This is a genomic window from Vibrio kasasachensis (assembly GCF_050337565.1).
Classification (GTDB): Bacteria; Pseudomonadota; Gammaproteobacteria; order Enterobacterales; family Vibrionaceae; genus Vibrio; species Vibrio kasasachensis.
Map to the genome: position 1 here is coordinate 25,207 of NZ_JAKJTB010000031.1, position 22,042 is coordinate 47,248.

General features: G+C 41.7%; 29 protein-coding genes and 2 pseudogenes. 23 read left to right on the forward strand and 8 right to left on the reverse strand.

Annotated features, from left to right (window positions below; translation table 11 throughout):
- Window positions 1-29: 29 nt before the first annotated feature.
- From L4C38_RS20365 to L4C38_RS20375, 3 genes and pseudogenes are all read left to right on the forward strand, one after another.
- Window positions 30-392: a DUF3316 domain-containing protein gene (locus L4C38_RS20365; protein ID WP_428799375.1), complete on the forward strand. Its 363-nt coding sequence runs from the start codon at window positions 30-32 to the stop codon at window positions 390-392.
- A gap of 221 nt (window positions 393-613) precedes the next feature.
- Window positions 614-1,318: a phosphonate utilization transcriptional regulator PhnR gene (phnR, locus tag L4C38_RS20370; RefSeq protein WP_428799376.1), complete on the forward strand. Its 705-nt coding sequence runs from the start codon at window positions 614-616 to the stop codon at window positions 1,316-1,318.
- Between the two features lie 458 nt (window positions 1,319-1,776).
- Window positions 1,777-1,938, forward strand: a pseudogene (locus L4C38_RS20375) (16S rRNA pseudouridine(516) synthase); the annotation flags it as partial.
- Window positions 1,939-2,031: 93 nt separating this feature from the next.
- Here L4C38_RS20375 and L4C38_RS20380 read toward each other — a convergent pair.
- Entirely contained in the window at window positions 2,032-2,271 is a 240-nt protein-coding gene (locus tag L4C38_RS20380; protein WP_428799377.1) for an RNA recognition motif domain-containing protein, read from the reverse strand.
- A gap of 166 nt (window positions 2,272-2,437) precedes the next feature.
- On the opposite strand from L4C38_RS20380, the gene L4C38_RS20385 reads away from it, so the two are divergent.
- Window positions 2,438-2,788: a hypothetical protein gene (locus L4C38_RS20385; protein WP_428799378.1), complete on the forward strand. Its 351-nt coding sequence runs from the start codon at window positions 2,438-2,440 to the stop codon at window positions 2,786-2,788.
- A gap of 258 nt (window positions 2,789-3,046) precedes the next feature.
- Here L4C38_RS20385 and L4C38_RS20390 read toward each other — a convergent pair whose 3' ends face one another.
- Window positions 3,047-3,934 carry a LysR family transcriptional regulator gene (locus L4C38_RS20390; protein ID WP_428799379.1) on the reverse strand — a complete coding sequence of 296 codons (888 nt, stop codon included), beginning with the start codon at window positions 3,932-3,934 and terminating at the stop codon, window positions 3,047-3,049.
- Between the two features lie 99 nt (window positions 3,935-4,033).
- On the opposite strand from L4C38_RS20390, the gene L4C38_RS20395 reads away from it, so the two are divergent.
- The 9 genes from L4C38_RS20395 to L4C38_RS20435 all read left to right on the forward strand — a co-directional run bounded on the left by L4C38_RS20395 (window position 4,034) and on the right by L4C38_RS20435 (window position 9,227).
- On the forward strand, window positions 4,034-4,993 hold the full coding sequence (locus tag L4C38_RS20395) for a nitrilase family protein (RefSeq protein WP_428799380.1): 960 nt from the start codon (window positions 4,034-4,036) through the stop codon (window positions 4,991-4,993).
- Window positions 4,994-5,163: 170 nt separating this feature from the next.
- Window positions 5,164-5,454, forward strand: a complete 291-nt coding sequence (locus tag L4C38_RS20400; RefSeq protein ID WP_428799381.1) for a YkgJ family cysteine cluster protein — start codon at window positions 5,164-5,166, stop codon at window positions 5,452-5,454.
- 81 nt (window positions 5,455-5,535) lie between these two features.
- Entirely contained in the window at window positions 5,536-5,871 is a 336-nt protein-coding gene (locus tag L4C38_RS20405; protein ID WP_428799382.1) for a zinc ribbon domain-containing protein YjdM, read from the forward strand.
- A gap of 299 nt (window positions 5,872-6,170) precedes the next feature.
- Window positions 6,171-7,280 carry an NADH:flavin oxidoreductase gene (locus L4C38_RS20410; protein ID WP_428799383.1) on the forward strand — a complete coding sequence of 370 codons (1,110 nt, stop codon included), beginning with the start codon at window positions 6,171-6,173 and terminating at the stop codon, window positions 7,278-7,280.
- 286 nt (window positions 7,281-7,566) lie between these two features.
- A complete protein-coding gene (locus tag L4C38_RS20415) occupies window positions 7,567-7,782 on the forward strand; it encodes a DUF4177 domain-containing protein (RefSeq protein WP_428799384.1) in 216 nt (71 codons plus the stop codon).
- A gap of 26 nt (window positions 7,783-7,808) precedes the next feature.
- A complete protein-coding gene (gene yidD, locus L4C38_RS20420) occupies window positions 7,809-8,009 on the forward strand; it encodes a membrane protein insertion efficiency factor YidD (protein WP_428799403.1) in 201 nt (66 codons plus the stop codon).
- Window positions 8,009-8,401, forward strand: coding sequence for a hypothetical protein (locus L4C38_RS20425; protein WP_428799385.1), 393 nt, complete (start codon window positions 8,009-8,011; stop codon window positions 8,399-8,401). The genes yidD and L4C38_RS20425 overlap by 1 nt, the downstream gene beginning before the upstream one ends.
- A 56-nt stretch (window positions 8,402-8,457) precedes the next feature.
- Window positions 8,458-8,697: a hypothetical protein gene (locus tag L4C38_RS20430; protein ID WP_428799386.1), complete on the forward strand. Its 240-nt coding sequence runs from the start codon at window positions 8,458-8,460 to the stop codon at window positions 8,695-8,697.
- 149 nt (window positions 8,698-8,846) lie between these two features.
- Window positions 8,847-9,227, forward strand: coding sequence for a DUF2541 family protein (locus L4C38_RS20435; RefSeq protein ID WP_428799387.1), 381 nt, complete (start codon window positions 8,847-8,849; stop codon window positions 9,225-9,227).
- A 75-nt stretch (window positions 9,228-9,302) separates the two neighbouring features.
- Here the strand turns inward: L4C38_RS20435 and L4C38_RS20440 are convergent, their stop codons facing one another.
- The 3 genes from L4C38_RS20440 to L4C38_RS20450 form a co-directional block, all read right to left on the reverse strand.
- Window positions 9,303-9,662 carry a rhodanese-like domain-containing protein gene (locus tag L4C38_RS20440; RefSeq protein ID WP_428799388.1) on the reverse strand — a complete coding sequence of 120 codons (360 nt, stop codon included), beginning with the start codon at window positions 9,660-9,662 and terminating at the stop codon, window positions 9,303-9,305.
- Window positions 9,663-9,770: 108 nt separating this feature from the next.
- On the reverse strand, window positions 9,771-10,151 hold the full coding sequence (locus L4C38_RS20445; protein ID WP_428799389.1) for a thiol-disulfide oxidoreductase DCC family protein: 381 nt from the start codon (window positions 10,149-10,151) through the stop codon (window positions 9,771-9,773).
- Window positions 10,144-10,569, reverse strand: coding sequence for a DUF3429 family protein (locus L4C38_RS20450; RefSeq protein WP_428799390.1), 426 nt, complete (start codon window positions 10,567-10,569; stop codon window positions 10,144-10,146). The genes L4C38_RS20445 and L4C38_RS20450 overlap by 8 nt, the downstream gene beginning before the upstream one ends.
- 245 nt (window positions 10,570-10,814) lie before the next feature.
- Between L4C38_RS20450 and L4C38_RS20455 the strand changes: the two genes are divergently transcribed.
- Window positions 10,815-11,360, forward strand: a complete 546-nt coding sequence (locus tag L4C38_RS20455; protein WP_428799391.1) for a hypothetical protein — start codon at window positions 10,815-10,817, stop codon at window positions 11,358-11,360.
- Window positions 11,361-11,478: 118 nt separating this feature from the next.
- On the opposite strand, the gene L4C38_RS20460 is transcribed toward L4C38_RS20455, so the two are convergent.
- Entirely contained in the window at window positions 11,479-12,387 is a 909-nt protein-coding gene (locus tag L4C38_RS20460) for a glucosaminidase domain-containing protein (RefSeq protein ID WP_428799392.1), read from the reverse strand.
- A 398-nt stretch (window positions 12,388-12,785) separates the two neighbouring features.
- On the opposite strand from L4C38_RS20460, the pseudogene dmeF reads away from it, so the two are divergent.
- The 4 genes and pseudogenes from dmeF to L4C38_RS20480 all read left to right on the forward strand — a co-directional run bounded on the left by dmeF (window position 12,786) and on the right by L4C38_RS20480 (window position 16,168).
- A pseudogene (dmeF, locus tag L4C38_RS20465) lies at window positions 12,786-13,752 on the forward strand (CDF family Co(II)/Ni(II) efflux transporter DmeF).
- Window positions 13,703-14,119: a MarR family winged helix-turn-helix transcriptional regulator gene (locus L4C38_RS20470; protein ID WP_428799393.1), complete on the forward strand. Its 417-nt coding sequence runs from the start codon at window positions 13,703-13,705 to the stop codon at window positions 14,117-14,119. The pseudogene dmeF and the gene L4C38_RS20470 overlap by 50 nt, the downstream one beginning before the upstream one ends.
- Window positions 14,120-14,414: 295 nt before the next feature.
- Window positions 14,415-14,957 carry an NAD(P)H-dependent oxidoreductase gene (locus L4C38_RS20475; protein ID WP_428799394.1) on the forward strand — a complete coding sequence of 181 codons (543 nt, stop codon included), beginning with the start codon at window positions 14,415-14,417 and terminating at the stop codon, window positions 14,955-14,957.
- Between the two features lie 5 nt (window positions 14,958-14,962).
- Window positions 14,963-16,168: a NupC/NupG family nucleoside CNT transporter gene (locus L4C38_RS20480; RefSeq protein ID WP_428799395.1), complete on the forward strand. Its 1,206-nt coding sequence runs from the start codon at window positions 14,963-14,965 to the stop codon at window positions 16,166-16,168.
- A 64-nt stretch (window positions 16,169-16,232) separates the two neighbouring features.
- On the opposite strand, the gene L4C38_RS20485 is transcribed toward L4C38_RS20480, so the two are convergent.
- Complete coding sequence (locus L4C38_RS20485) at window positions 16,233-16,913, reverse strand: Crp/Fnr family transcriptional regulator (protein ID WP_428799396.1); 681 nt, start codon at window positions 16,911-16,913, stop codon at window positions 16,233-16,235.
- A 315-nt stretch (window positions 16,914-17,228) separates the two neighbouring features.
- Here L4C38_RS20485 and L4C38_RS20490 point away from each other — a divergent pair, with 315 nt between their 5' ends.
- On the forward strand, window positions 17,229-17,960 hold the full coding sequence (locus tag L4C38_RS20490; RefSeq protein ID WP_428799397.1) for a nucleoside phosphorylase: 732 nt from the start codon (window positions 17,229-17,231) through the stop codon (window positions 17,958-17,960).
- 92 nt (window positions 17,961-18,052) lie between these two features.
- On the opposite strand, the gene L4C38_RS20495 is transcribed toward L4C38_RS20490, so the two are convergent.
- A complete protein-coding gene (locus tag L4C38_RS20495) occupies window positions 18,053-18,649 on the reverse strand; it encodes an OsmC-related (seleno)protein (RefSeq protein ID WP_428799398.1) in 597 nt (198 codons plus the stop codon).
- 141 nt (window positions 18,650-18,790) lie between these two features.
- On the opposite strand from L4C38_RS20495, the gene L4C38_RS20500 reads away from it, so the two are divergent.
- The 4 genes from L4C38_RS20500 to L4C38_RS20515 all read left to right on the forward strand — a co-directional run bounded on the left by L4C38_RS20500 (window position 18,791) and on the right by L4C38_RS20515 (window position 21,991).
- The gene (locus L4C38_RS20500) at window positions 18,791-19,264 is read left to right on the forward strand and encodes an Lrp/AsnC family transcriptional regulator (protein ID WP_428799399.1); all 474 of its coding nucleotides are present in this window, start codon (window positions 18,791-18,793) and stop codon (window positions 19,262-19,264) included.
- Window positions 19,265-19,526: 262 nt separating this feature from the next.
- On the forward strand, window positions 19,527-20,087 hold the full coding sequence (locus tag L4C38_RS20505; protein ID WP_428799400.1) for a hypothetical protein: 561 nt from the start codon (window positions 19,527-19,529) through the stop codon (window positions 20,085-20,087).
- Window positions 20,088-20,346: 259 nt separating this feature from the next.
- Window positions 20,347-21,285 carry a hypothetical protein gene (locus L4C38_RS20510; RefSeq protein ID WP_428799401.1) on the forward strand — a complete coding sequence of 313 codons (939 nt, stop codon included), beginning with the start codon at window positions 20,347-20,349 and terminating at the stop codon, window positions 21,283-21,285.
- A gap of 187 nt (window positions 21,286-21,472) precedes the next feature.
- Entirely contained in the window at window positions 21,473-21,991 is a 519-nt protein-coding gene (locus L4C38_RS20515; RefSeq protein WP_428798537.1) for an Hcp family type VI secretion system effector, read from the forward strand.
- Window positions 21,992-22,042: the final 51 nt, after the last annotated feature.

Below are 22,042 nucleotides of genomic sequence, written 5' to 3' on the forward strand. Positions count from 1 at the left end.
CGAAAATAATGGTATCAAAGGAGCAAACTATGAGACGTTCAATCACACTCGCTATATTAATGGCATTAGCCATCGTACCGACTGCGCTAGTGGCTGGAGGCTATCACTTGGAGAGCCAAGTGAAACAGATTCAAGGTAATGTTGTTGACTCAAAGCAAGCCGCTTATGATGCAGGCTTAGTAATGATTAATAATTACCGCAGTAAATCTTCGCTAGAATTACGTAAAGAGTTTTCTAGCACGTTTGATTACGTAGACCGCCGATCTTTTACTATTACTAACACAAGAGTTACGGTTGATGAATTTTTGCAAAGTAATGGGGAAATAGCTTACCAACCTATATTAAGGGTTCGTTATGAGTTTAGAAAAAACACATTAGGTGGCAACCGTTAACGATACCTACTATATGAGAGCAAGAGCCCTGTCTTTATGTCGTTCCCTAATTATTAATGCATTCGCTAACCGTTATGCGGTAATATTTCAAATTCGAGCAATGGTCCATTCAAGAACCTTGATATTGAACATTGAGTGCATCAATCTAGAGATGATTATTTTAGATTGTGATAGGGCTCGTTCGTGGTATATGGGAACGATGTAATAGGTAAGGGAAACTCGTGCAATACGTGAAGATCAAAGATTCAATTGTTGAACAGATTGAAGCTGGAATGTTGGCCCCACGGCAAAAGCTTCCAGCGGAACGTAAATTGGCGGAATCCTTCAATACTACACGTGTCACGTTGCGTGAGGCATTATCTCTTTTGGAGGCTGATGGGCGAATTTATCGCGAAGATCGTCGTGGTTGGTTTATCTCACCCGAGCCATTACGTTATGACTTAGCGCTGCCGCCACATTTTCTAAATAGAGCGACAGCGCAAAACCGCACCGCGAAGACAGAACTGATCTTGGCGAAGGTGACACTTGCTAATAAACCTGCGACTCGTCTATTGGATTTACCGCCTTTTTCAGATGTGTACCATATTGATCGACTTCGTTATCTTGAAGGACGTCCTGTCGCATTTATAACGGATTACGTTCGAGCTGATCTATTCCCTAATTTGCTAGATTTTGACTTGAACAACTCATTAACTGATATTTTGCGTGAACAATTTGCCACTGATTATCATAAAGCACGTTACCGTGTTTTAGTGAGCTCTTTGTTTGGCGATATAGCTCAAGCTTTAAGAGCCACGGTAGGCACCCCTGCAACGGTGGTAGAGCGAACCAATTACAATCAACACGGAGAAGTGGTTAATTGTGCTATCGAATATTGGCGGCATGACGCAATTAGCATTGAATCACTCACGCACATAGCGGTTTAACCGTCATATACCCAAGTAACCTCAAGATGCTTAGTTCAGCGAGAGTTGTTAGGTTTGCAGGCAAGGCATCGATTTGAAAATCTAGTCACTCTAAATTAAGAATCGATAACGTAGTCTGCGAACCTAACAAACTCGGCCCGTGGGAGTCTGCCACTGGAACCATTTTTTCGTCAAACAATTAGGAAATAGATGGCTATTCCACGTCGTTGTTTTCCTTGAACTGGTACCAGTGATAAGACTCTGAATCCTGCATCTTGAAGTCACTGGGTATAATAAGCTTCTTTCTCAATTGGTGAGTTATTGTTAATTTCCAGCGAGATAGGGTAATGTCCGGCTCTTCTTCCTTTGAGTATTGCTTCTCATGCGTCTGGATAAATTTGTTTGTAAAAGTACCCATCTCGTCAAAGTTGATGCTAGCAGCCGGATCCAATCTGCTCTAATATCGACGAAGTGTCCCCATCACTGAAGGTAAGTTTCATCAGGTCAAACGAATGTTTTCTGCGGTAGGCAATCGAGTGGTTTCGCTTCATCATGAAGCTATTGGAGAGATCACTCTTGATGTGGATGAAGGACAATGGCGTTACTTAACGAGTGATGAAGTACAGTCTTTTACTAAGTAGTGTATAGGTGTAATTGTGTATTACGCCGCTGACGGGAAGCCTAAATTGTATTACAGACCAACTTGCAGGAAGTCGATCTGTAATACTGATATCTTAGCTTTCAGCTCTTTTAACGCGAATTTTCTGTTTAGCAATCGTTGCTGAATTCAGGTTGGCAATTGCAGCTTTGGCTTCATCTTCGTTTGGCATTTCGACAAACGCGAAACCTTTAGAAGTACCGGTTTCTTGGTCCAAAACTAACGTACATTCAGCGACAGCGCCCTGAGCAGAAAAAAGAACACGAAGTTCATGTTCAGTGGTAGCGCGTGCAAGATTACGAACTAAAAGTTTCATATATATCCATTGGTGTAGTAATTATATATGGATTGTCGCAGGTAACAGGCAACAAACCAAGGAAAGATTGGTTGCGAGTCTCTAGTGGGTAAGGTGATTTGGCGCTTGAGACATAGTGTTGTATTGTGCTTGCTATATACTTTCTTGTTTCAAATGGAAATCTACTATGGAAATGCTCATTGTTTCGTCGGAGTGCCAGAAGCGTCTCGTCATGATCTTTAGCCGAACATCAGCAAAAATGTCAGACAAAGCATTGTTAAAAGATCTCGATTCGCATCAAATAAACTCTTCGGTATACCCAGCATTTAAATCCGCACCAGACCTTCGCGTAGAGCGTATCCGTTTACCGTTTGGTGATGATAGAACCGGTGCATTAGAGGGCGGTGATTTCCTATATCGATATCTTGCTAAAGGGTATATCTGTTTAGGTGATTTTGTTGGTCAACCAAAACCTGATTTAGCCCCGTGGGGAGTAAGATCTGTACGTAAGCAACCTAAGATTGGTTTTGGTTTGTAACGTATTATCAAATGCTACTAACCACTTAATTCTATTTGATAAATAAAATAGCAAAGCGTTAAAGAAGGACTTTAAACGCTTGGTGTTTTTATCAGGCTAGATTGCAACACTTAATCCTATCCTCTTAGTAGACTTGGTTGTTAAGTCGCTCCATCTTGATTTTTCGCTTTACACAAATGAGTTTACCCACGTTATCGATGCATCTAGAAGTATGGGTGGCATTACTCACTGTCTACTTTTTGTGGGGTACACCAGTTTTTATACATTGTCAGATGTGCATGAAAACGACGTAATGAGGTCTATAAAATTTCTAGTCAAACGATCTTCATTTTCAGCGTTCCATATTAAACCCGTATCCCAACGCGCGTATGGGGAGGATAGCTTGATCAGTTTGATACTTGGCTGGCAAATGGTTTGAGCACTTGCAGGGATGATGGTGTAACCTAGCCCTGCGGAGACGAGAGCAAGTAGCGTCAGTATGTCATCTGCCTCTTGCGTCACAACCGGAGACTGCCCCTCACGGATTAGATAACTCTGAATTTGATGATGGAGCCCCATCCCTCGAAGTGGATTTAGTTGAAGATAATTAAGGTCTGAAATTGAATGCCACAGGTTATCTATATCAACGTCAGCGTTTTGAGGAATGGCGATGGCTAAATGGTCAGAAAATAGCTTTATCGACTGCAACGGATAGTTAATGTTTTGTATGCGACTAAAACCAAGCTGAAGGTCCCCGGAAAAAAGCGCAGTTATCTGCTGAGATGAGGGCATGTCATTGAGTGTCACGTTTACGTTCGGATATTGGGTCTTATATTCAGAGATGTAGCGTGGTGCATCTAAGTAGCAAGAGATACCAAAGCCAATATTTAACTTCCCTTGTGCTCCGTCAGATACGCACTGTGAGAAGCGTTTAAACTGCTCAAATTGTTTAATCATCCGTTTTGCGTCAGGCAATAGCATCTTTCCTGCTTGACTTAACTCGGCGCCATTTCGTCCCCGTTCAAATAAAATGATACCGATACGCTCCTCAAGCCGTTTGATTTTTTTGGTTAAAGCAGATTGAGTGATAAATAGGTGCTGCGCTGCAATCCGATAGTTTTTATCCTGCGATAGTTGATAAAACGCTTTTAATTGATCTATTTCCATTCCAATTGGTCATCATTTTTAGAATTCATTTCATTATACGGAATGAATTGATTGCCTTAAAGTCTCGATATCAAGTTAATTATTGCTAGGAGAAATAGGATGAAAGACGTTCGAGTTGCATCAATACAGTTTAACCACCACGCCGGTGATAAAGCCTATAACTTATCTGTTATGCAAAAATTTGTAGAAAAAGGCGCAGAATCGGGCGCTGAGATTATGGTTTTCCCTGAAATGTGCATTACCGGTTACTGGCATGTTTCGACGCTTGATAAAGAGCAAATAGAAGAACTTTCAGAGCGGGTACCTGAGGGTAAAAGTGCTCAAGCCTTGTTGTCTTTATCTAGGCAACATAACGTCAGTATTGGGGCTGGAATGATAGAACGGGACGATAAAGGCAAGTTGTTTAACACGTACATATTTGCGATGCCTGATGGTCGTTTGGAGAAGCATCGGAAATTGCATACTTTTGTTAGCCCGCACATGAGCAGTGGTAGTGCTTTTACGGTATTTGATACACCTCATGGTTGTAAAGTCGGCATTTTAATTTGTTGGGATAATAATCTGGTCGAGAATGTTCGCATCACTGCCTTAATGGGTGCTGATATACTTATTGCCCCGCACCAAACGGGTGGATGTAATTCGAGAAGCCCCAAAGCGATGGGACTGATTGATCCAACATTGTGGCATAACCGCGCCAAAGATCCAGAATCACTGCACCAAGAAATGCAAGGTGGTAAAGGCAGAGAATGGCTGCTTAGATGGCTACCAGCACGTGCACATGATAACGGAATATTTCTAATTTTCAGTAATGGTGTCGGTCTGGATATGGACGAGGTAAGAACAGGAAATGCAATGGTATTAAGCCCTTATGGTAAAATACTAGCTGAGTCACAAAGTATTGAAGATGACATGGTCATTGCTGACTTGGAGATGAAAGAGCTAGAGATGTGTACCGGAAGGCGATGGATAAGAGGTCGAAGACCTGAGCTGTATACAATGATTACTCAGTCTAGCGGATGTGAATTGAGTCCTCATGAGGCAAGATTTTCAGATTCTTAAAATTTGAGCTAAGTAAAGATCAACGCAATAGCGTCAAGAAGGGGGGCGTTTATCTGGTTGAATATGAAATATACGTCTTTACCGTGCTGATAAGAAGTACCTTCGAAAAATTCAATATCACTTGCCCAAATTTGAGGTATTATGGGCAATTGAGTTTATTGTAGTTATACATGAATATACCAATTAAGAATGAATCAAACGTCGAAGTCTCCTGTTCGAATTGTAAGGCTTGTTGCTGTCGTCTAGAAGTGATGATCATTTCAGAGACTGGGGTTCCCGAGGAATACATCGCTTTCGATAAATGGGGTGGTGAGACGATGTTGAGATTAGATGATGGTTGGTGTGTCGCTTTGGATCGCGATACCTATATGTGTACTATTTATGAAAATAGACCTTGGATCTGTCGTGAATTCGAAACGGGCTCATACGAGTGCGTTGAAGAACGGATTGCAAATCTATAACTTTGCGTATTGGTTTTAATCAACCCGAATGTTGCGAAGCTCCTCCTAATTAACATCAGACTATTTTAAAGAAGTAATCCTATGTCATTTCCTCCTTGCGAAAACTGTCAATCTGAATTCGTTTACCAAGATCAAAATCATCTAATATGCCCAGAGTGTGCTCATGAATGGAATCCATCGGAAGCGCTCGCAGAAGACGTTTTATCGATTAAAGACGCGAATGGAACACTGCTGGAAGAAGGTGATAAAGTGACCTTAGCCAAAGATCTAAAAGTAAAAGGCAGTTCTTTGGTGCTTAAGATCGGAACTAAGGCTGTGGTTAGAAGAATCGTTGATGGAAAAGATCATCAATTAGACTGCAAAGTAGATGGTGCTGGTGAAATGATGGTGACGGCAAAGTTTGTCAAAAAAGCCTAAGTGAACAACGTCAATTGAGTTAATACAGAGGGCGACATATTGGGTATATCCAGATAGATGGATAGCGTAATAATCGCTCTGATGGCGTCATTCAGTATTCGATCAAATTACCGAAAATCACCTATTAATTAATCTAGATTAAAGTTTTTAAATTTTTCGGGCGTATTATTCGATTGTCACTATAGAGTGGTTGCAAGAACAAAAAAGAGAACAGCTATACATTGCCGTATAGCTGTTCTCTTTTTTGTTCTCCACTGACTAAAGAACAGTATAAATAATAAATATTTAGAGGATTGGATTTGAACACCTTATTTACAGCAAGCCGTATCGGCAGTATGACTTTAAAAAACCGCTTTGTACGCAGTGCGACATGGGAAAATATGGCAACAGAAGATGGCCATATGACAGAGCGCCTTTACGACATATATGAAGAGCTTGCAAAAGGTGACGTGGGCTTAATTGTCACGGGCTATGCAAATATAGTTGAGGAAGAGAAGCCAAACGCAGGCATGATGGGTATGTACAATGACTCATTTATTGCTGAATACCAAAAACTGACTGAACTCGTGCATCAATACGATTCAAACATCGTGATGCAATTGGCTTATGGCGGCACAAAAACCACCTATAACGTGGGTGAAAGGATTATCTTTGCACCAAGTGAAGTCCCAGAAAGAGGTACGTCAACGCAAGGTAAAACGATGACTAAGGATGAGATTGACTACATTGTTAGCGCATTTGCCCTTGCAAGTAAACGGGCGCAAGAGTCAGGTTTCGATGGTGTTGAGATTCATGCTGCGCACACCTACTTAATCAACCAGTTTTTGAGCCCATATTACAATCAGCGAGAAGATGAATATGGCGGTAGTTTAGATAATCGAATGAGATTTCTATTAGAAATCTATGCGGAGATCCGAAAGCTGGTAGGCACGGATTATCCAATTTTAGTCAAGCTAACGGCTTCAGAGTTTTTTGAGGGCGGCTTAACCTTTGATGAAACGCGCCTTATCTGCAAAAAGCTCGAAGCAGTGGGTGTTGATGCGATCATCATGTCTGGCAATATTCACGGCAATGCAAGCACATTAGTAGGGCAGTCATTTGATGGGTATGCACTTCAACAAGAAGGCTACTTTCATGAGTATGGGCATGCAGTCAGTCAAGATGTTGATGTGCCAATCATTACTGTTGGTGGCTTGAGCGATATCAACGCAATTGAAAAGATGGCTGAAGAAACCAACATTCAATATTTCGCCCTGTCGAGACCACTATTGGCAGAGCCTCAATTGATTAAGCGTTGGAAAGAAGAAAACCGAACCACGGTTGATTGTGAAAGATGTTCAAAGTGCCGTACAAAACGTGGCAATTTCTGTGTTGTCTACGGTAAGAAAAAACGAGCGGTAGCAGCGTAATTTATGCCCAATAAATATAAAGCCTCTTTTTGGGGCTTTTTCCGTTTTAATTTCGCCATAACATCGGTGTTATAACGAAGGAATCATTATTGTTAATTAATGTCATGTTAATAAAATTCGCAACATTAAGACAAATATGATGAAGACGATTATTATCTATAAATATACAAATTAGTCTAGATTAATTTCGAAAATACCCACCTTATCGCAAATAATTTATTTTAGGTTGATGGCTAGATAATTGGATCTTAATATTGTCTTTTAATTCATATGTTTGGTGAGAAAAATGGTTAAGTTTAACGAGTATAAAGTCGTTCATATTGTTGAGGGCGGTTGTGGTACGATCTTATTAGGTGCGAGTGGACTACCAGTTCAGAAAATGGAAGCAGAGCTCAATCGATACGCTCAAGAAGGGTGGCAAGTTGTGTTCCAAGTTGTTGAACAAAAAAGATTTATGTTGTTCTGGAAACGTGAAGCTGTGATCATGACGCTAGGTCGCTAACTTTGCTCAAATGCCTATCTCTTAAATTGATTCATCGCTACCAAGCTAGCGGTGGGTCAAAAAAACTACTCAATGTGGAATGCAATTTTAAGCCGACATGCTCTGAATATACGAAGCAATGTATTGTTAAATACGGAGCCCGAAAAGGCTGGCAGCTAGGCTTATCGCGCATTCGCCGTTGCAATGATCCTGATTTAGTCGAACCAATTATCGACGAGGTACCATAATGAAATTTCTTGAATCATGGGATCAACTTGAAGAGCAAGAAGAGCTGTTAAGGCAGAGAGTGAACAGCCTTAATGAAGAGCAAAGAAAACGATATTACAAGATACAGGCAAAAAAATTAAAAGATCCAGATACTTATGCGTCGATGAATTGGTTTTTCTTGGGGGGCTTTCATCATCTATATTTAGGCAAACATATTTTATTCGCGATAGAGATAACACTACTATTAATGAGTGTTATTAGCCTGTACATGGGATATGAACTCGGAATATATATTTTAGTTATACTGGCTCTATATGAGCTACCACATCTTTTCTTTGCTCAGAAAATAGCCAGACAACATAACTATGAAATATCTAGTCAAATTTATAACGACGTAAACAGTAGTAAATAGAATGTCGAATAGGTATCAACTGCCGTCATAATGGCGCTGATTGAAAGGGAATGATTATGGATTATAAATTCTACACCAAAGATAACGACTTCACTTTTCTCGATCTTAGTACAGCGACGCATACGCAAGAAGCAAAGCAATTGATAGAGCAGGGCTTTATCGAGCAGTCGCTTATTATTACTGCAGATTCCCCTGAAAAAGCGCAAGCAATCTTTCGAGATGAGCAGCAAGGTTTTTTCAAAAAATTGAATATGCTATTGGGACCCTTTGTCACCAGCGGCTATCATCGTTCTTAGCTAAGACAATGTAGGTGCTCTTTCATCTATTGCAAGCGCACCGTCAGGGAAATGCTAGAGTTTTATCTGCTTGTGAATAAAAGCTAACACTTTGAATCAAAAATACATAGAATGCGCGCCGATTTACCCATACTAATTAGATAGAGATAATGAAAAAATCTTTGATTATAAGCGCAATTGTCGGTGCGTTATTGGTTACATCTAATGCCCAAGCAGACGATAAATTTACCTTAGGTCGTACATTGCTACTGGAGCATGGTAAACATGCCGCTAAGATCCCTCTACTGGTTTGTCGAAACACCAACGCCTTTCAAGTTAAGGCGGAAAAAGGACTAGAATTACGCAAAGCCGTGATCAAATTTCAAAATGGTGAAAGCAAAACATTTAATTTCTACCGTGATTTTAATAAAGATGAGTACAGCTCGTGGCGTTATTTTGGTAAGCGCCGCTGTGTGAAAAGTATTAATGTTTATGGCAACTCTAAAGGCTCGAAAGCGGGTGTAAGAGTTTACGGAAAAGAGAAAAACTGATCTTAACGATATCGTTACCACAAGCACAAGATAGCCCTCGATAAGGGCTATCTAACCAATAACCTTCAAAGCTAGTTATTTAGCGGCTTTCATTTCTTCAATGCCACCACCATTATGCACTTGGGTAAAACCTTGTTCCACCAAGTAGTCATAGGCAATACCAGACCGATTACCACTTCTGCAATACACTACAATTGGTTGAGACTTATCAACCTTCAAAAAATGACGGTCTAGCTCAGAAAGCGGGAAGTTTACGGCATTTTTTAAGTGCCCTGATGTAAATTCTTGCGGTGTTCTCACATCGACAATCATCGCGCCTTGTTCGATTTTCTGCCAGCCTATCTCTGCCCGTTCAGAGGCATGAATTGAGAGCGTGGTGAGAGTGGAGAAACTTAAACACAATGACATGACTAGTAGGTGAAAAATCTTCTTCATAAATCTTCCGTGATGAAATTGTCAGTAGGGAAAGTATACCAACGGGAAAGGCAACGTGATGAATAATTTTTGTTAGTTTGGTGATAAAGGTAACGCTGGCTGTCTTGTTTATGGCTCACATTGCTCGCACTTTGATTTACCAGTCAAAACAAGAGACAGCCGATAGCGATTTTTTGCGAACGCCCAATAGACGAAGTTGGCAACTGGGTTGATCACTGGCCAGCGCAGAGCGCTAAGATACGGTTTCTTTCCTGCAATTTCCCAAAGATAGACATTAGCATCTACCCCTAAACGAAGACGATTATTGCTATCTAGAACGTGGAGAATACGTCTGCTCTTGGCGATGTTAATTTGCGGGTAGCTGCGCATGATCTGCTCATTCAAAACGTTAATGAATTCGACTGTACCTGATAAATAAGACTTCAAAGCACGCATCTCCTTCACGCACAGTGGACAACTCGCATCATAGAATACGATGACATCATTCAAAATTTGGGCTCCAGAGTAATAGTGTAATCATTAAGGCATGAGATAAAATCGTAACAATAGTGAGCCTTTTTCTCAGTATGTAGTATTGCACATTGTGTTTTTCCCGCTCTCCAACCAAGTTCATTAAGTGAACCAGCATTAGACCAATTAATGCACCAACAACCCGAATATCAGCGATTAAAGCAAAAGCGACAATACAAAGTGCGATGCCATTGGAAACCAATAAAACATAAGGTTTTGGGGACGGTTTATCTATTTCGCGCCCCCATAACGTTCCCGCCATAAAAGCCGCAATGCAAACGCTGTACGTAATAAACATATCGGCAGCCAGTGACGGCAGAATAAACCTAGGTATCACCACAAACAGAGGTAATAGCAAAAACGGTAACAGCCCGAAGTAACCTAGTCTTAAAATCATCCATTTACCTACCAAATTGACGGTAACTTGATCAAGTATGGATGATCAATTTGATTTATCTATGTGTCGATGCCATTCAATGAAAACGATAAATCAATGAAACAGCATCACAAAGGGTGAGATTTCAGCTGAAAAGCAAAGGTAAACTTTTGTATTAGATCCGAGCAGTGGATATAAAGGAATCGACCTTATAAGTTGAGGTTAACATTCGAATTTAATATTTAATTTATAAATAGGGACCATCCATGAGGTACATTTCTTCGTTACTTTTTGCGCTATTGTTGAGTGCATGTTCTTCTTCTCCGTATACGTATCACGTGGAGCCTACACCGCTCAAAGCGGAGCACACGCAGTATCGTCTTGATGTAGCGGTATCATTGGAATTGGGGCATGGTGCGATTGTTGGTGATGAGTCATTCGCTAATCAAGAAGAATTAGCTAAGCAATTTAGAACGTTTATTGAAAAGCACATGGCAGAAAAAAATATACTCGCTAAGCAAAGTGATGATGCACCGACAGTGAACATTACAGTCGACTATCTAAGGATATTTAACTACGGCGGTAAGGCATTGAATAAGCCTCAGGTATCACACTCTGTAGTGATCTCTGAAAATGAGACCAAACTAGCGAGTTTTACTTCAAGTAAATATACAACCAAATATGCTTACTTTGAAGATGCGGCAGTAAATATAGAAATTGCTGCATTCTTATGGGACAGCGAAGACGAGCCGCGTGATATCGAATTGATTTCAAAGCTAATAGTTGAAGATTTGGCGAATATCGGTTCTTAGTAAAGCCCCCTTACCCCAAGATAACAACTGAGATAGAACGAGACGATTTGGCTCGTTCTATTTGGTTAACACCGCATGAAATTGGATAACGGGAATCTCATAGAAGTATCAATCAACGTTATTCCTCATATCTAACTCGAATAATTTCATTATTATCAAACGTAGCATTTTCAAAATCATCGAGCTGGTGGGTGTTGATCAGTGCGCGTAAATCCTCCACATAAGCGTCACCTCGGATAGAGTAATGACCGAGAGCCTGAACAAGTTCATCACCTTTTAAGTTGTGTTGCTCGCGCAGTTGGCGACGCAGTATCCATAGATCTTCATAGGCGCGTGTAGTGTTAAGGTTATGCATATAACTGGCAGTACCCTGATACAAGTTTTCAAATGCCGCTACCTTTATATATCCACTTGGCGTCGAAAGGTGCTTACCACCATGTAGTGGCAAATGCTCGCCATATAAGCTATTGCCTTTAATGGCGAAATGGCTTGTACCCCAACCACTCTCATCGATACCTTGGGCTAACGCCATGCCGATTGGTATTATATCAATTCGAAGCAGCAGATCTTGAAGGTTATGTGATTCGACGTGATACGACTCCATCAGATCATTCACCCATTGTTGCTCTTCAAGTGTCCAGTCTACAGTTGGCTGGTAGGACAGTGCCGTTAACTTTGTCCTGACTAAAAGAATCTGGTCGTTGACTGCCTTGATGGTCGGCAGTAATAAGCGAATAAAAACGGATGTTTTTTCGTGAACAGGCAGTAAGTTAAGGTCGTTCGTTAGGTTTTCAATAAAGTACGTTGGTACATTACCATCGGTACTGATTGTGTGTACGAGATAGTTTGCTTGATGAAACTCATTGAGCAATCCTTGCGCCGTGCGCAGAGTTTTAACCGTAACATCTGGGTAAGGGTGTGTGATTTGCTCTGGCGAAATGGGCAACGCTGTATTCGCTAACGAGCTTGAAGAGATGATGAATGAAAGACAAGTGAGAACATATTGAAATAGTCTGAATAAGGACATAATAGTCATCCTTCTACCTACAAGTGGTAGTTCTAAAGTTATGCAATATAGTAATAGTATAGTTTAGATATGGGTAAGCGAGTGAAATGACTCCTAACCGCAATCGCTTCATACAATCAGTTGTAACAATGCTTATCGTTCAGTTGGAACCTGAACGGAAGTTTTATAAAATTGAAGTAAGGTTCCAAAAACAAAGTATGTAGGTGGCTGATTTTGGCACTCTGTAACCTTTTCGTGTCACGACAGCGTAATGCTCAGGTAAAAACGGATTTCGTGAATTGTTGAAGGCATAATTTCTGATCAGTGATTCTTGATTAAGGGTCTGTCTGGTTGACAATGTTTGATAATCAAACTAAATTAATGAAATATACTTTGATAATCAAACTAAAGGCATCGTTTTGGGGTTAACTACGAACCATAGCCACAATTTTTCGTCACTCAGTACTCAAGGCGAGAAACGTACTTTTTACGTACTTTTATTGACACTTACCACAATGTTTGTCGAAGTCATTGCTGGAAGCATTTATGGCTCAATGGCACTCCTAGCCGATGGTTGGCATATGGGTACTCACGCTGCCGCGTTCTGTATTACGTTGTTTGCATACCGATATACCAAAAAACATGCACAGAGTGATAGGTTCTCTTTTGGAACAGGAAAGGTCAGCGTATTAGGGGGCTATACAAGTGCGATTGCGCTGGGAATAGTAGCGCTACTGATGCTTGTTGAGTCGGCTCATCGTTTATTTAACCCACAAGTCATTCAGTTTAATGAGGCGATTATCGTCGCGTTCATTGGTTTAGCTGTAAATATAGTTAGTATGGTCTTGCTCGGTGAGCATCACCACCATCATGATGACCATGCAGATAGTCACAATCATAAAAATGATCATGCGCACCATCACGATCACAATCTTAGAGCGGCATACTTACATGTATTAGCTGACACATTAACGTCATTATTGGCGATAGTGGCATTATTGTTTGGTAAGTTTTATGGTTGGAATTGGCTAGATGCGGTGATGGGAATGGTAGGGGCGTTGGTGATAGCGAAATGGACGATGAACTTGATCAATCAAACAAGCCCTATCTTACTAGATGAGAATATCGAACAGACATATCGACAGTCTATTACAGATGAGCTAGCGCCATTTGCTACCGTGACAGATTTACATATGTGGAAGGTGAGTGGTCATCATTATTCTGTCGCGATGACGCTTGAAGCAAACTGCGATAAAACCATCGCTGAATATAAACAAATGCTACTTAAGTTTGATAAGATTGATCACCTTACTCTTGAACTACATACCAATCAGCCATGACAAATATAGAGCACCTAAACCAATCACTAACCGAGTTCTACGATAAAATGTCCTCTTGGGAGCAATCTGTTGTCAAAGAGACAGGTTATTCTTTAGCACAGGTACACACTATCGAAGTATTGGGGGTTCATGGTGCTTTAAGAATGAAAGAATTGGCAGAGAAGCTGGGTATTACTACTGGCACTTTAACGGTTCAAATTGAAAAACTGGTTAAAGCCAATCTGATTGAGCGCCGAGATCACCCCACTGACCGTCGTGCGATAGTTGTCATTCTAACGGAAGATGGACAAAAAATTCATCGTCATCACAATCAGTTGCATCTTGATTTGGTTAAAGATATTACTAGGAATATTGAACCGGAAGATGAAGAAGTGTTGTTACGTTGTTTGAGAAAAATGGCGCAAGAATTTTGATAGTTAAAATCCTATCAACTTCAACTATTGTTTTTATCAGCAGAAATGAATGTTATCGCCGCTAGTTATTTATGCATATTTTATATCTTCAATCCCACCGCCCCAAATTTCGAAATTTTTGACCTGGAACCTAACGGAAAGGACTTTTGTCCGCTTGTTTTCATCAAGTCAGCGTTATTCTTATCACTAGAGTTATCAATATAACAACAAGATGCAGATCTTCTCGTTTGTGCCGCTCAGGGCATTGAAAACAAGTGAAGAAGCAACATAAGCACGATCAATATAGGTTTACCCCATGAACGTACTCGTTATTAACGGTCATCCCAATTTAGAAAAATCTTTTGCTAACGCAGAGATCCTCAAACTGCTTGCGCAGCATAGCGATTGGCAAGTCAGCCACGTTGTTGATTTTGCTGGTGATATTGAAACCGAACAGCAACGCCTTTTAGAGGCGGAGTTGGTGGTTGTGCAATTCCCACTTTACTGGAGTACGTTTCCATCGGTGATGAAAGAGTGGATCGACCAAGTTTTCACGTTTGGTTTCGCCTTTGGCCCTGATGGTAGCCAGCTAAAAGGTAAGAAGCTGCTGTTTTCAATCACTGCGGGTGCGACTGCCGAATCTTATTCAGAATCGGGCTTTAACTTTATGTCTCTTGAGTGCTATCAGCGTGCATTTGAACACGCCTTTAAAGCCGCTGAAATGAACATCATCGATACTATCGTAACGTTCGAGATGAATGCCATTCCTGAAGAGGGCGGCGATGTAGAGAAAACCATCGCGCTTGCTCATCAACACGCTCACCAAATCATTAACACTGTAAACGCTCACATCGGATAATTATTATGTTGCAATCAATACTTGGAATCGCCGTTCTTCTAGGCGTGGGCTTCTTATGCTCTGAAAATAGAAAGCAAATCAGCTGGCGTGCTGTTGTGGGCGCGTTCGCCATCATCTTAGTTGTTGCGGGTTTTGTATTAGCGACCGAGGTTGGCGCAGATGTGCTGCTGGCGGTTTCAAATGCTGTGGGCAACGTGTTTAGCTACGGTACAGAAGGCATTAAGTTTGCGTTTGGTAACCTAGTGAATTTCAGTGTTGATGGCATTGGCTTTATTTGGGCTCTGCAAGTACTGCCGCAGATTATTTTCACCGCCTCGTTGACATCACTGCTCTACTACATGGGCATTATGCAATGGTTCGTACGCATAATCGGTGGTGGTTTGCAGTTTGTACTAGGCACCTCGCGCGCTGAATCAATGAATGCAGCTGGCAACATAGTGCTGGGCCAAACAGAAGCACCGCTTTTGGTTAAGCCTTACCACCGTGTGCTGACCCGTGCGCAGATCTTCGCCATTATGGTGGGTGGTCTTTCTTCAATTGCCGGTTCAATTTTGGCGGGTCTGGCTGGTATGGGAGTGGGCATCAACTACCTAGTGATGGCGTGTTTCATGTCGGCCCCTGCTGGTTTGATGTTTGCCAAATTGATCATCCCTGAAACCGAAGCGACGATTAATGAAGTGCCAGAGTTGCCAGATAACGAAAAGCCAACCAGTTTTATTGATGCCGTCGCGAAGGGTGCTATTGCTGGTACTTCAATTGCAGCGATTGTTGGTGCGGTGATCATCTCATGTATTGGTTTGATGGCATTGCTTAACGGCGGACTTGGCGCGCTGGGTGGCTACATTGGTTTTGAAGGCTTAACTGTTGATGTGATCCTTGGTTTCTTCTTCGCACCAGTGGCTTGGCTGATTGGTGTACCTTGGAGCGAAGCGATGCACGCCGGTGCATTCTTGGGTCAAAAAATAGCCCTAAATGAATTCGTTGCTTTTGCTAGCATGGGCGCGGTTGATTTGAGTGAACGTACTACGGCAATCATGACCATTGCATTATGTGGCTTTGCTAATATTGGCTCGGTAGCCATGGTGTGTGGTGCACTAAGTACCATGATCCCAGAGCGTGCAGGCGTGATTGGTAAATTGGGTATGAAAGTACTGCTTGCTGCTACATTGGCTAACCTAATGAACGCGGCTATTGTAAGCCTGTTCGTTTAGTCTTCAATACCTCAAAAAAACGCCACATCGCAATTTGCGGGTGGCGTTTTTGCTTCTTTTACGACTATTCATAGGTATCGAGAAAAGCTTTCAGTGCTTGCTCATCGACAATTTCTAACCCATTATCACCTTTGCGGATCAGGTCTCTGTCCGTCAGCGTTTTTACCGCGCGGCGATAGACGCGACCAGAGGTACCAAAACGCTCAGCTTCTTGATTAACCTTATCGAAGCCGCATAGCGAAGGGCTTTCTTGCTGTTGCATCAGCAAATCATAGGCAATATTGTAAGTGATAGGGTGCAGTAAGCGGTTGGTGTAAATCTCTAGTGAATCTTGATAGTCATCAGCGAGCGCAGACGCAAAGAAAAACAGCATCTCTGGCTGTTGATGCAGGTGCTCAGTGAGCTTCTTGATGCAAATAATATCGACCTGCATTTGTTCATCTGCCATCACGCTCCACTGACACGGAGTTTGAGTGAAAAATTCCATCTCACCAAAAATGTGATCGTCGCAGTTTGCCTCACCCAGTTGAAAGCGACGTCCGTTGGCCGCCAAAATACTCATCGAAACACGCCCTGCGGGCACCACATAAATGTGCTCCAATGCTTTACCTTGCGTCAAAATAGCTTCACCAGCATTAAAGTAGCGGCTACCGATTTGGCATTGATAGATCAAATCTCTGAACATAGCGCTTTTATTATTGAGCAAGGTTTTAAAACGACCCGTTGGCGACGGTTTGATTCTCATTGTTTTTCCATGTTTTATCGTTAATGGATGATCAACTAGCGGTACTTCTGCTTGTTGTCAGCCCCAACATTTGTACTATTTTGATACCAGTCACACATCATAGTGAAATCCCGCTATCACAACGGTTTAAAAGAGCTGTAGTAGGACAAAAGTCCTCCTGTTCTAAGGCGAAACCCTCCTAATATTGGCGTAGTTTAAACACATTATTGCAAGACTTCGATATGACCTGAGCAAAAAATAATGGTCACTAGAGCCCAACTAGTGCCACGCAGTCGTATCGCTACGTCGGGAAAACAAGAATTAGAGGATCAATTCATGCTCAAACAACCACATATTGGTGTTGATGGCACTCAAGTGGCACCGTTGGTTATTGTTTGCGGAGAGCCTGACCGCGCCAACCGCATTGCCGCGCTGTTTGATTGCGCAGAGATGGTTTCGCAGAATCGCGAATACCGCGTTTTTACCGGCAAATACAAAGGTGTGGTAGTTTCAGTATGCAGCACGGGGATTGGTGCACCATCAATGATTATTGCTGTTGAAGAGCTTAAGCAATGCGGTGTGACGCATGTTGTGCGTGTTGGTTCCGCAGGGGCGATGCAAACGGGTATTCAACTCGGTGAGCTAATCGTGGCAGAGGGAGCCGTACGTGATGAAGGTGGATCAAAAGCCTATGTTGATTCTGCATATCCGGCTTACGCCAGTTTTTCGCTGTTGAAGGCATTAGAGAACTATTTACTAGAACAAACTACGTCATATCACTTTGGCATTGTCCGCTCGCACGACAGCTTTTACACTGACGATGAAGAGTCAATTTGCCAATATTGGAATAAGAAGGGCATCCTTGGCGCCGATATGGAAACGTCTGCGCTGTTCGCGGTTGGTCGCCTTAGAGGGCTTCATGTTGCGTCCATTTTGAACAACGTGGTGCTCTATCAGCAAGATGTAAAAGAGGGCGTTGACCAATATGTGAATGAAGCTGAGTGCATGATGGATGGCGAGAAGCAAGCATCGTTAGCCGCACTAGAAGCTTTGATTGTGCAGCAATAGAGGATGAAAAATATAGCCATGTAGATACCCGAATAACATCTTTCAGGGTATCTACATTTAGGCCCGAAACATCGTCTAATTAATAGAAATTATTACTCGCCAGAGCGACTAATAGCTTCTTTGCCGTTATAAATTAAACGAGTTGACCAAGGAATCGGGTTCCGCAAAGCGTAGTGTGCCATACAGCCATTCTCAGCTTCGTCTAGAAGGTCTTTAATATTTTCTTCAGGCTCTGGGCTTTCAATGATGACATGTGTTTCCACAATATCGCATCCGCCGTCAGTCATATAACCGTGGTCGCGCATGTGCCCAAGGTTCGTTCTAAACACGATACGTTGTTCAAGCTTTAGTGAATCAACCTGAATTTTGCGCGCTGTGAGTATGTCGGTTAAATGCGTCATTAAGCAAAAACCGATACCAGCTGCAAAGAATGCCAGTGGTGGTGGCGCGGTATCATTACCGACAGGTGGCTGCTCATCACAATATAGTTTTACCGGACTAAAACCTGGGATATTGACAGATACAACCCCGGTTTTCTTTTGCATATCACCTGCTTCAGCACTTAGATTCACTTCAAAGCGATACGGTTCAGGGTGACGCGCTTTAGCAAAGGTTGATGGCTGATATTGGGTGGTTTCTGGTTGCTCTGCACTGAGTTCGCCCACATGATAAAACTTTTCGTTCGACATAAATTATTCCTTGTTTGATCATTTCTACGGAATTAAGTTTACTCCAAAGTAACTGAATTTAGCCGTCAAACTCACCCTTGAATTGCGAAGGTTTGGTGATATTATTCACTTTTATGTTCAAATTTGAAGGAAAGCGGCACAATGACTAATCAGGATAAAAAAATACTTTCTCATCTTCAGGAAAATGGACGAATGTCGATTGTTGAGCTTGCTAAAGCAACAGATATGTCTGAGTCAACGTGCTTGCGACGTACAAAACATCTTGAAGAATCTGGTGTAATTAAGAAATACGGAGCGTTACTTGATGCAGAACAAGCGGGTTTTGGTGTTACCGCATTTATTCAAGTGAGCATTGATCAAAGGAACGAAGCCGCATTTGATGAGTTTAAAACCGCAGCACGGGAGCATCCGTTGATCCTTGAGTGTTACTCGTTATCTGGCCCTTATGATCACCTCATGAAAGTGGTTGCCAGAACGAATAAAGAGCTTTCACACTTTATTTTAAAAACATTACGAAGCTTTCCCGAGGTAAGAGAAGCACAAACTCTTTTTGTGCTTGATGAAGTCAAACATACCAGTGTGCTACCGATCAATATGGTCGATTCAATAGAGTAGGGGCTGAACACTCTGTTTACGGTTCTGTTTCTTTCGGCAGTTTAACCCAAGGTGTACTTGCCATATTCATCAACCCTATGAATACTGACCACATTCTTGGTGAGATCAACGCCAATGGTTTGAATTATGGGCATAATAGACATAATGACCCCCAGTTATTGTGCGTATGTTTGAGAACTATTATGCAGCATGGTTTAGGGTGAGGATGTCCATATCATTCGTTAGTTCACTCTATGAAGTATTTAAATTACAGGGAAGTAATATGTTTCGAGGTATTCACTCTCGTATATCAGGAAAGTTGGTATTAGTGCTGTTTGCTATGGCAAATGCGGTATATATAGCAATGCTAATTTATAGTATTCCTAAGCTGATGCAGTATTCTGGTGGTTTGCCATTGTTTGATATGTCGCCACTTGGTTACACTTATCAAGAAGCATTGACACTGTTGTCGATGTTGGGTGAGGAGGGGCGTAGTGTCTATGTGTCACTCCAACTAACATTAGATCTATTCTACCCATTTCTATTTGCGCTTTGTTACTCTGCTTTACTCCAATGGTTGATCGGCGTAGGAAATCTTTCTAGCCGTTTCTGGCTGTGTCTGTCATTTGTGCCCGTGTTTGTATGTTTATTCGACTATGCAGAGAATATTGGTATTTGGCTTATGTTGACTGAATATCCCGTGGTATCAAATAGTTTGGTAATGGCGAGTAGCGCATTCACGTTGGCAAAAAGTTTATTAACGATGATTTATTTTACAGCGCTGATTTCTGCTATTTGTGTTGTTGTTTCTCGTCGGCTATTTCGTCGTTCAGAGAGGGTGTGAGCTAACAAATGAGGATTAAGTCTCGCGTAGTTGAGATTAATTCTGGATGTTGAATGTGGCAGTAATATTTAATAATATCAGTAACTAAACTATGATTTGGCGCTTGTGCTATCGCCTTTTTATCGCAAATTTTGAATCGAAAAGAATACCGTTTTAATGCGACTCGCAAATTTTCACTTTGTTTGTCATCTCCTAATGAGAAGGTATCGTTGGGCTCACACAATAGGACAGGTACTTTATTCTATTAATGGAGATGTGTATGTCCTTTAAGACTGTATTAGTCACAGCATTAGTCTGTTCAAGTTTTTCTGCTTTCGCGGAAACAACCTTGACCTTCCTCGATTCTCAACGCGCCGCTGCGCAGTTATCGCACAATGATGATTTCATGCAAAGGCTCAGTCAGTTCGACATGGAAGCGCGCATGAAGACGATTGACCATGTCATTAAGCCAGAGTTTAAGCGCTTTGTCCGTAATAACACACTCGATTGGACTGAACAAGATCGCCAATATGTAGAGCAAGCTTATGCAGAACTGACATTGGAATTGGATAAATATCCGCTCGATTTGCCAAAACGAATTCAGATGATTCTCACCACCGGTGCTGAAGAAGGCACTGCTGCCTATACGCGCGGTAAAGCGATCATTTTACAGCGTGATAAATTGGTTTTGGGTCAAGAGCTCAAGCGTATTATGGCTCATGAAATATTCCACATTTATACACGCCACAACCAAGTTAAAAAAGACGAACTTTACCAGTCGATTGGGTTTGATTATGTCGGTGAAATTGAATTTCCTGACGATTTGGAAGAGCGTAAGATCACCAATCCTGATGCCCCAGTCAACGATTACGCTATTCTAGTGGAATATAATCAGCAACCTGTTTGGGCTATGCCGATCCTTTACTCCATTAGTGAAAAGTATGATTTAAACAAAGGGGGGGAGTTCTTCAACTATCTACTGTTCAAATTTTTGATTGTCGCTGATGAACACGGCAACTGGACATATGATGATGATCATCCACTTATTGTTGACCGTTCCGAATTGAAAGGCTTTTTAGAGCAAGTCGGCTCCAACACCAATTATATTATCCATCCGGAAGAAATTCTTGCTGATAATTTCGCCTTGTTGATGCTAAAAACAAAGCCAGTGAATTCTCCGGAAATCATTGCGAAGATGAAGAGCATATTGATGAATTAACATCGGATTGAGCGAGCAAAAAATTGCTCAGCTGAGCAAGATCTTGCTCGCCCTGAGCAATAAACTGCCCAATTAACAGTTGAGTCATTATAACTTGTTGAATTAAGGTGGTTAAAAGTTGGCACAAGACTTGATTAATAAACCCTGAGTTATATGTATTTCATTTCATAAAATTAAGGATTAAGTCATGCCAACTCCATGTTATATTTCAGTTGAAGGTCAAACTCAGGGGCTCATTACTGCAGGCGCGTGTACTGCTGATTCTATTGGTGATACGTACGTAGAAGGTCATGAAGATGAAATGCTGGTTCAGCAATTCGATCACACAGTGACAGTGCCAACAGATCCTCAATCGGGTCAACCTTCAGGTCAACGTGTTCATAAACCATTCAAATTCACTGTCTCGTTGAACAAAGCGGTTCCATTGCTTTATAACGCATTGGCATCGGGTGAGAAGCTTAACAATGTTGAGCTGAAATGGTACCGCACTTCCATTGAAGGTAAGCAAGAAAACTTCTTTACTACTAAATTAGAAAACGCTTCTATCGTCGATATCCAGTGTGAAATGCCACATTGCCAAGATCCTGATAAAGCTGACTTTACGCAGAACCTAACGGTTTCACTGTCGTACCGTAAAGTGACGTGGGATCACGTTAACGCAGGTACATCAGGCTCAGATGACTGGCGTAAACCAATCGAGGCGTAATCCTCGTCTGATTATCAACCTACATTGATATTCAGTCAGACCAGTGTGAGA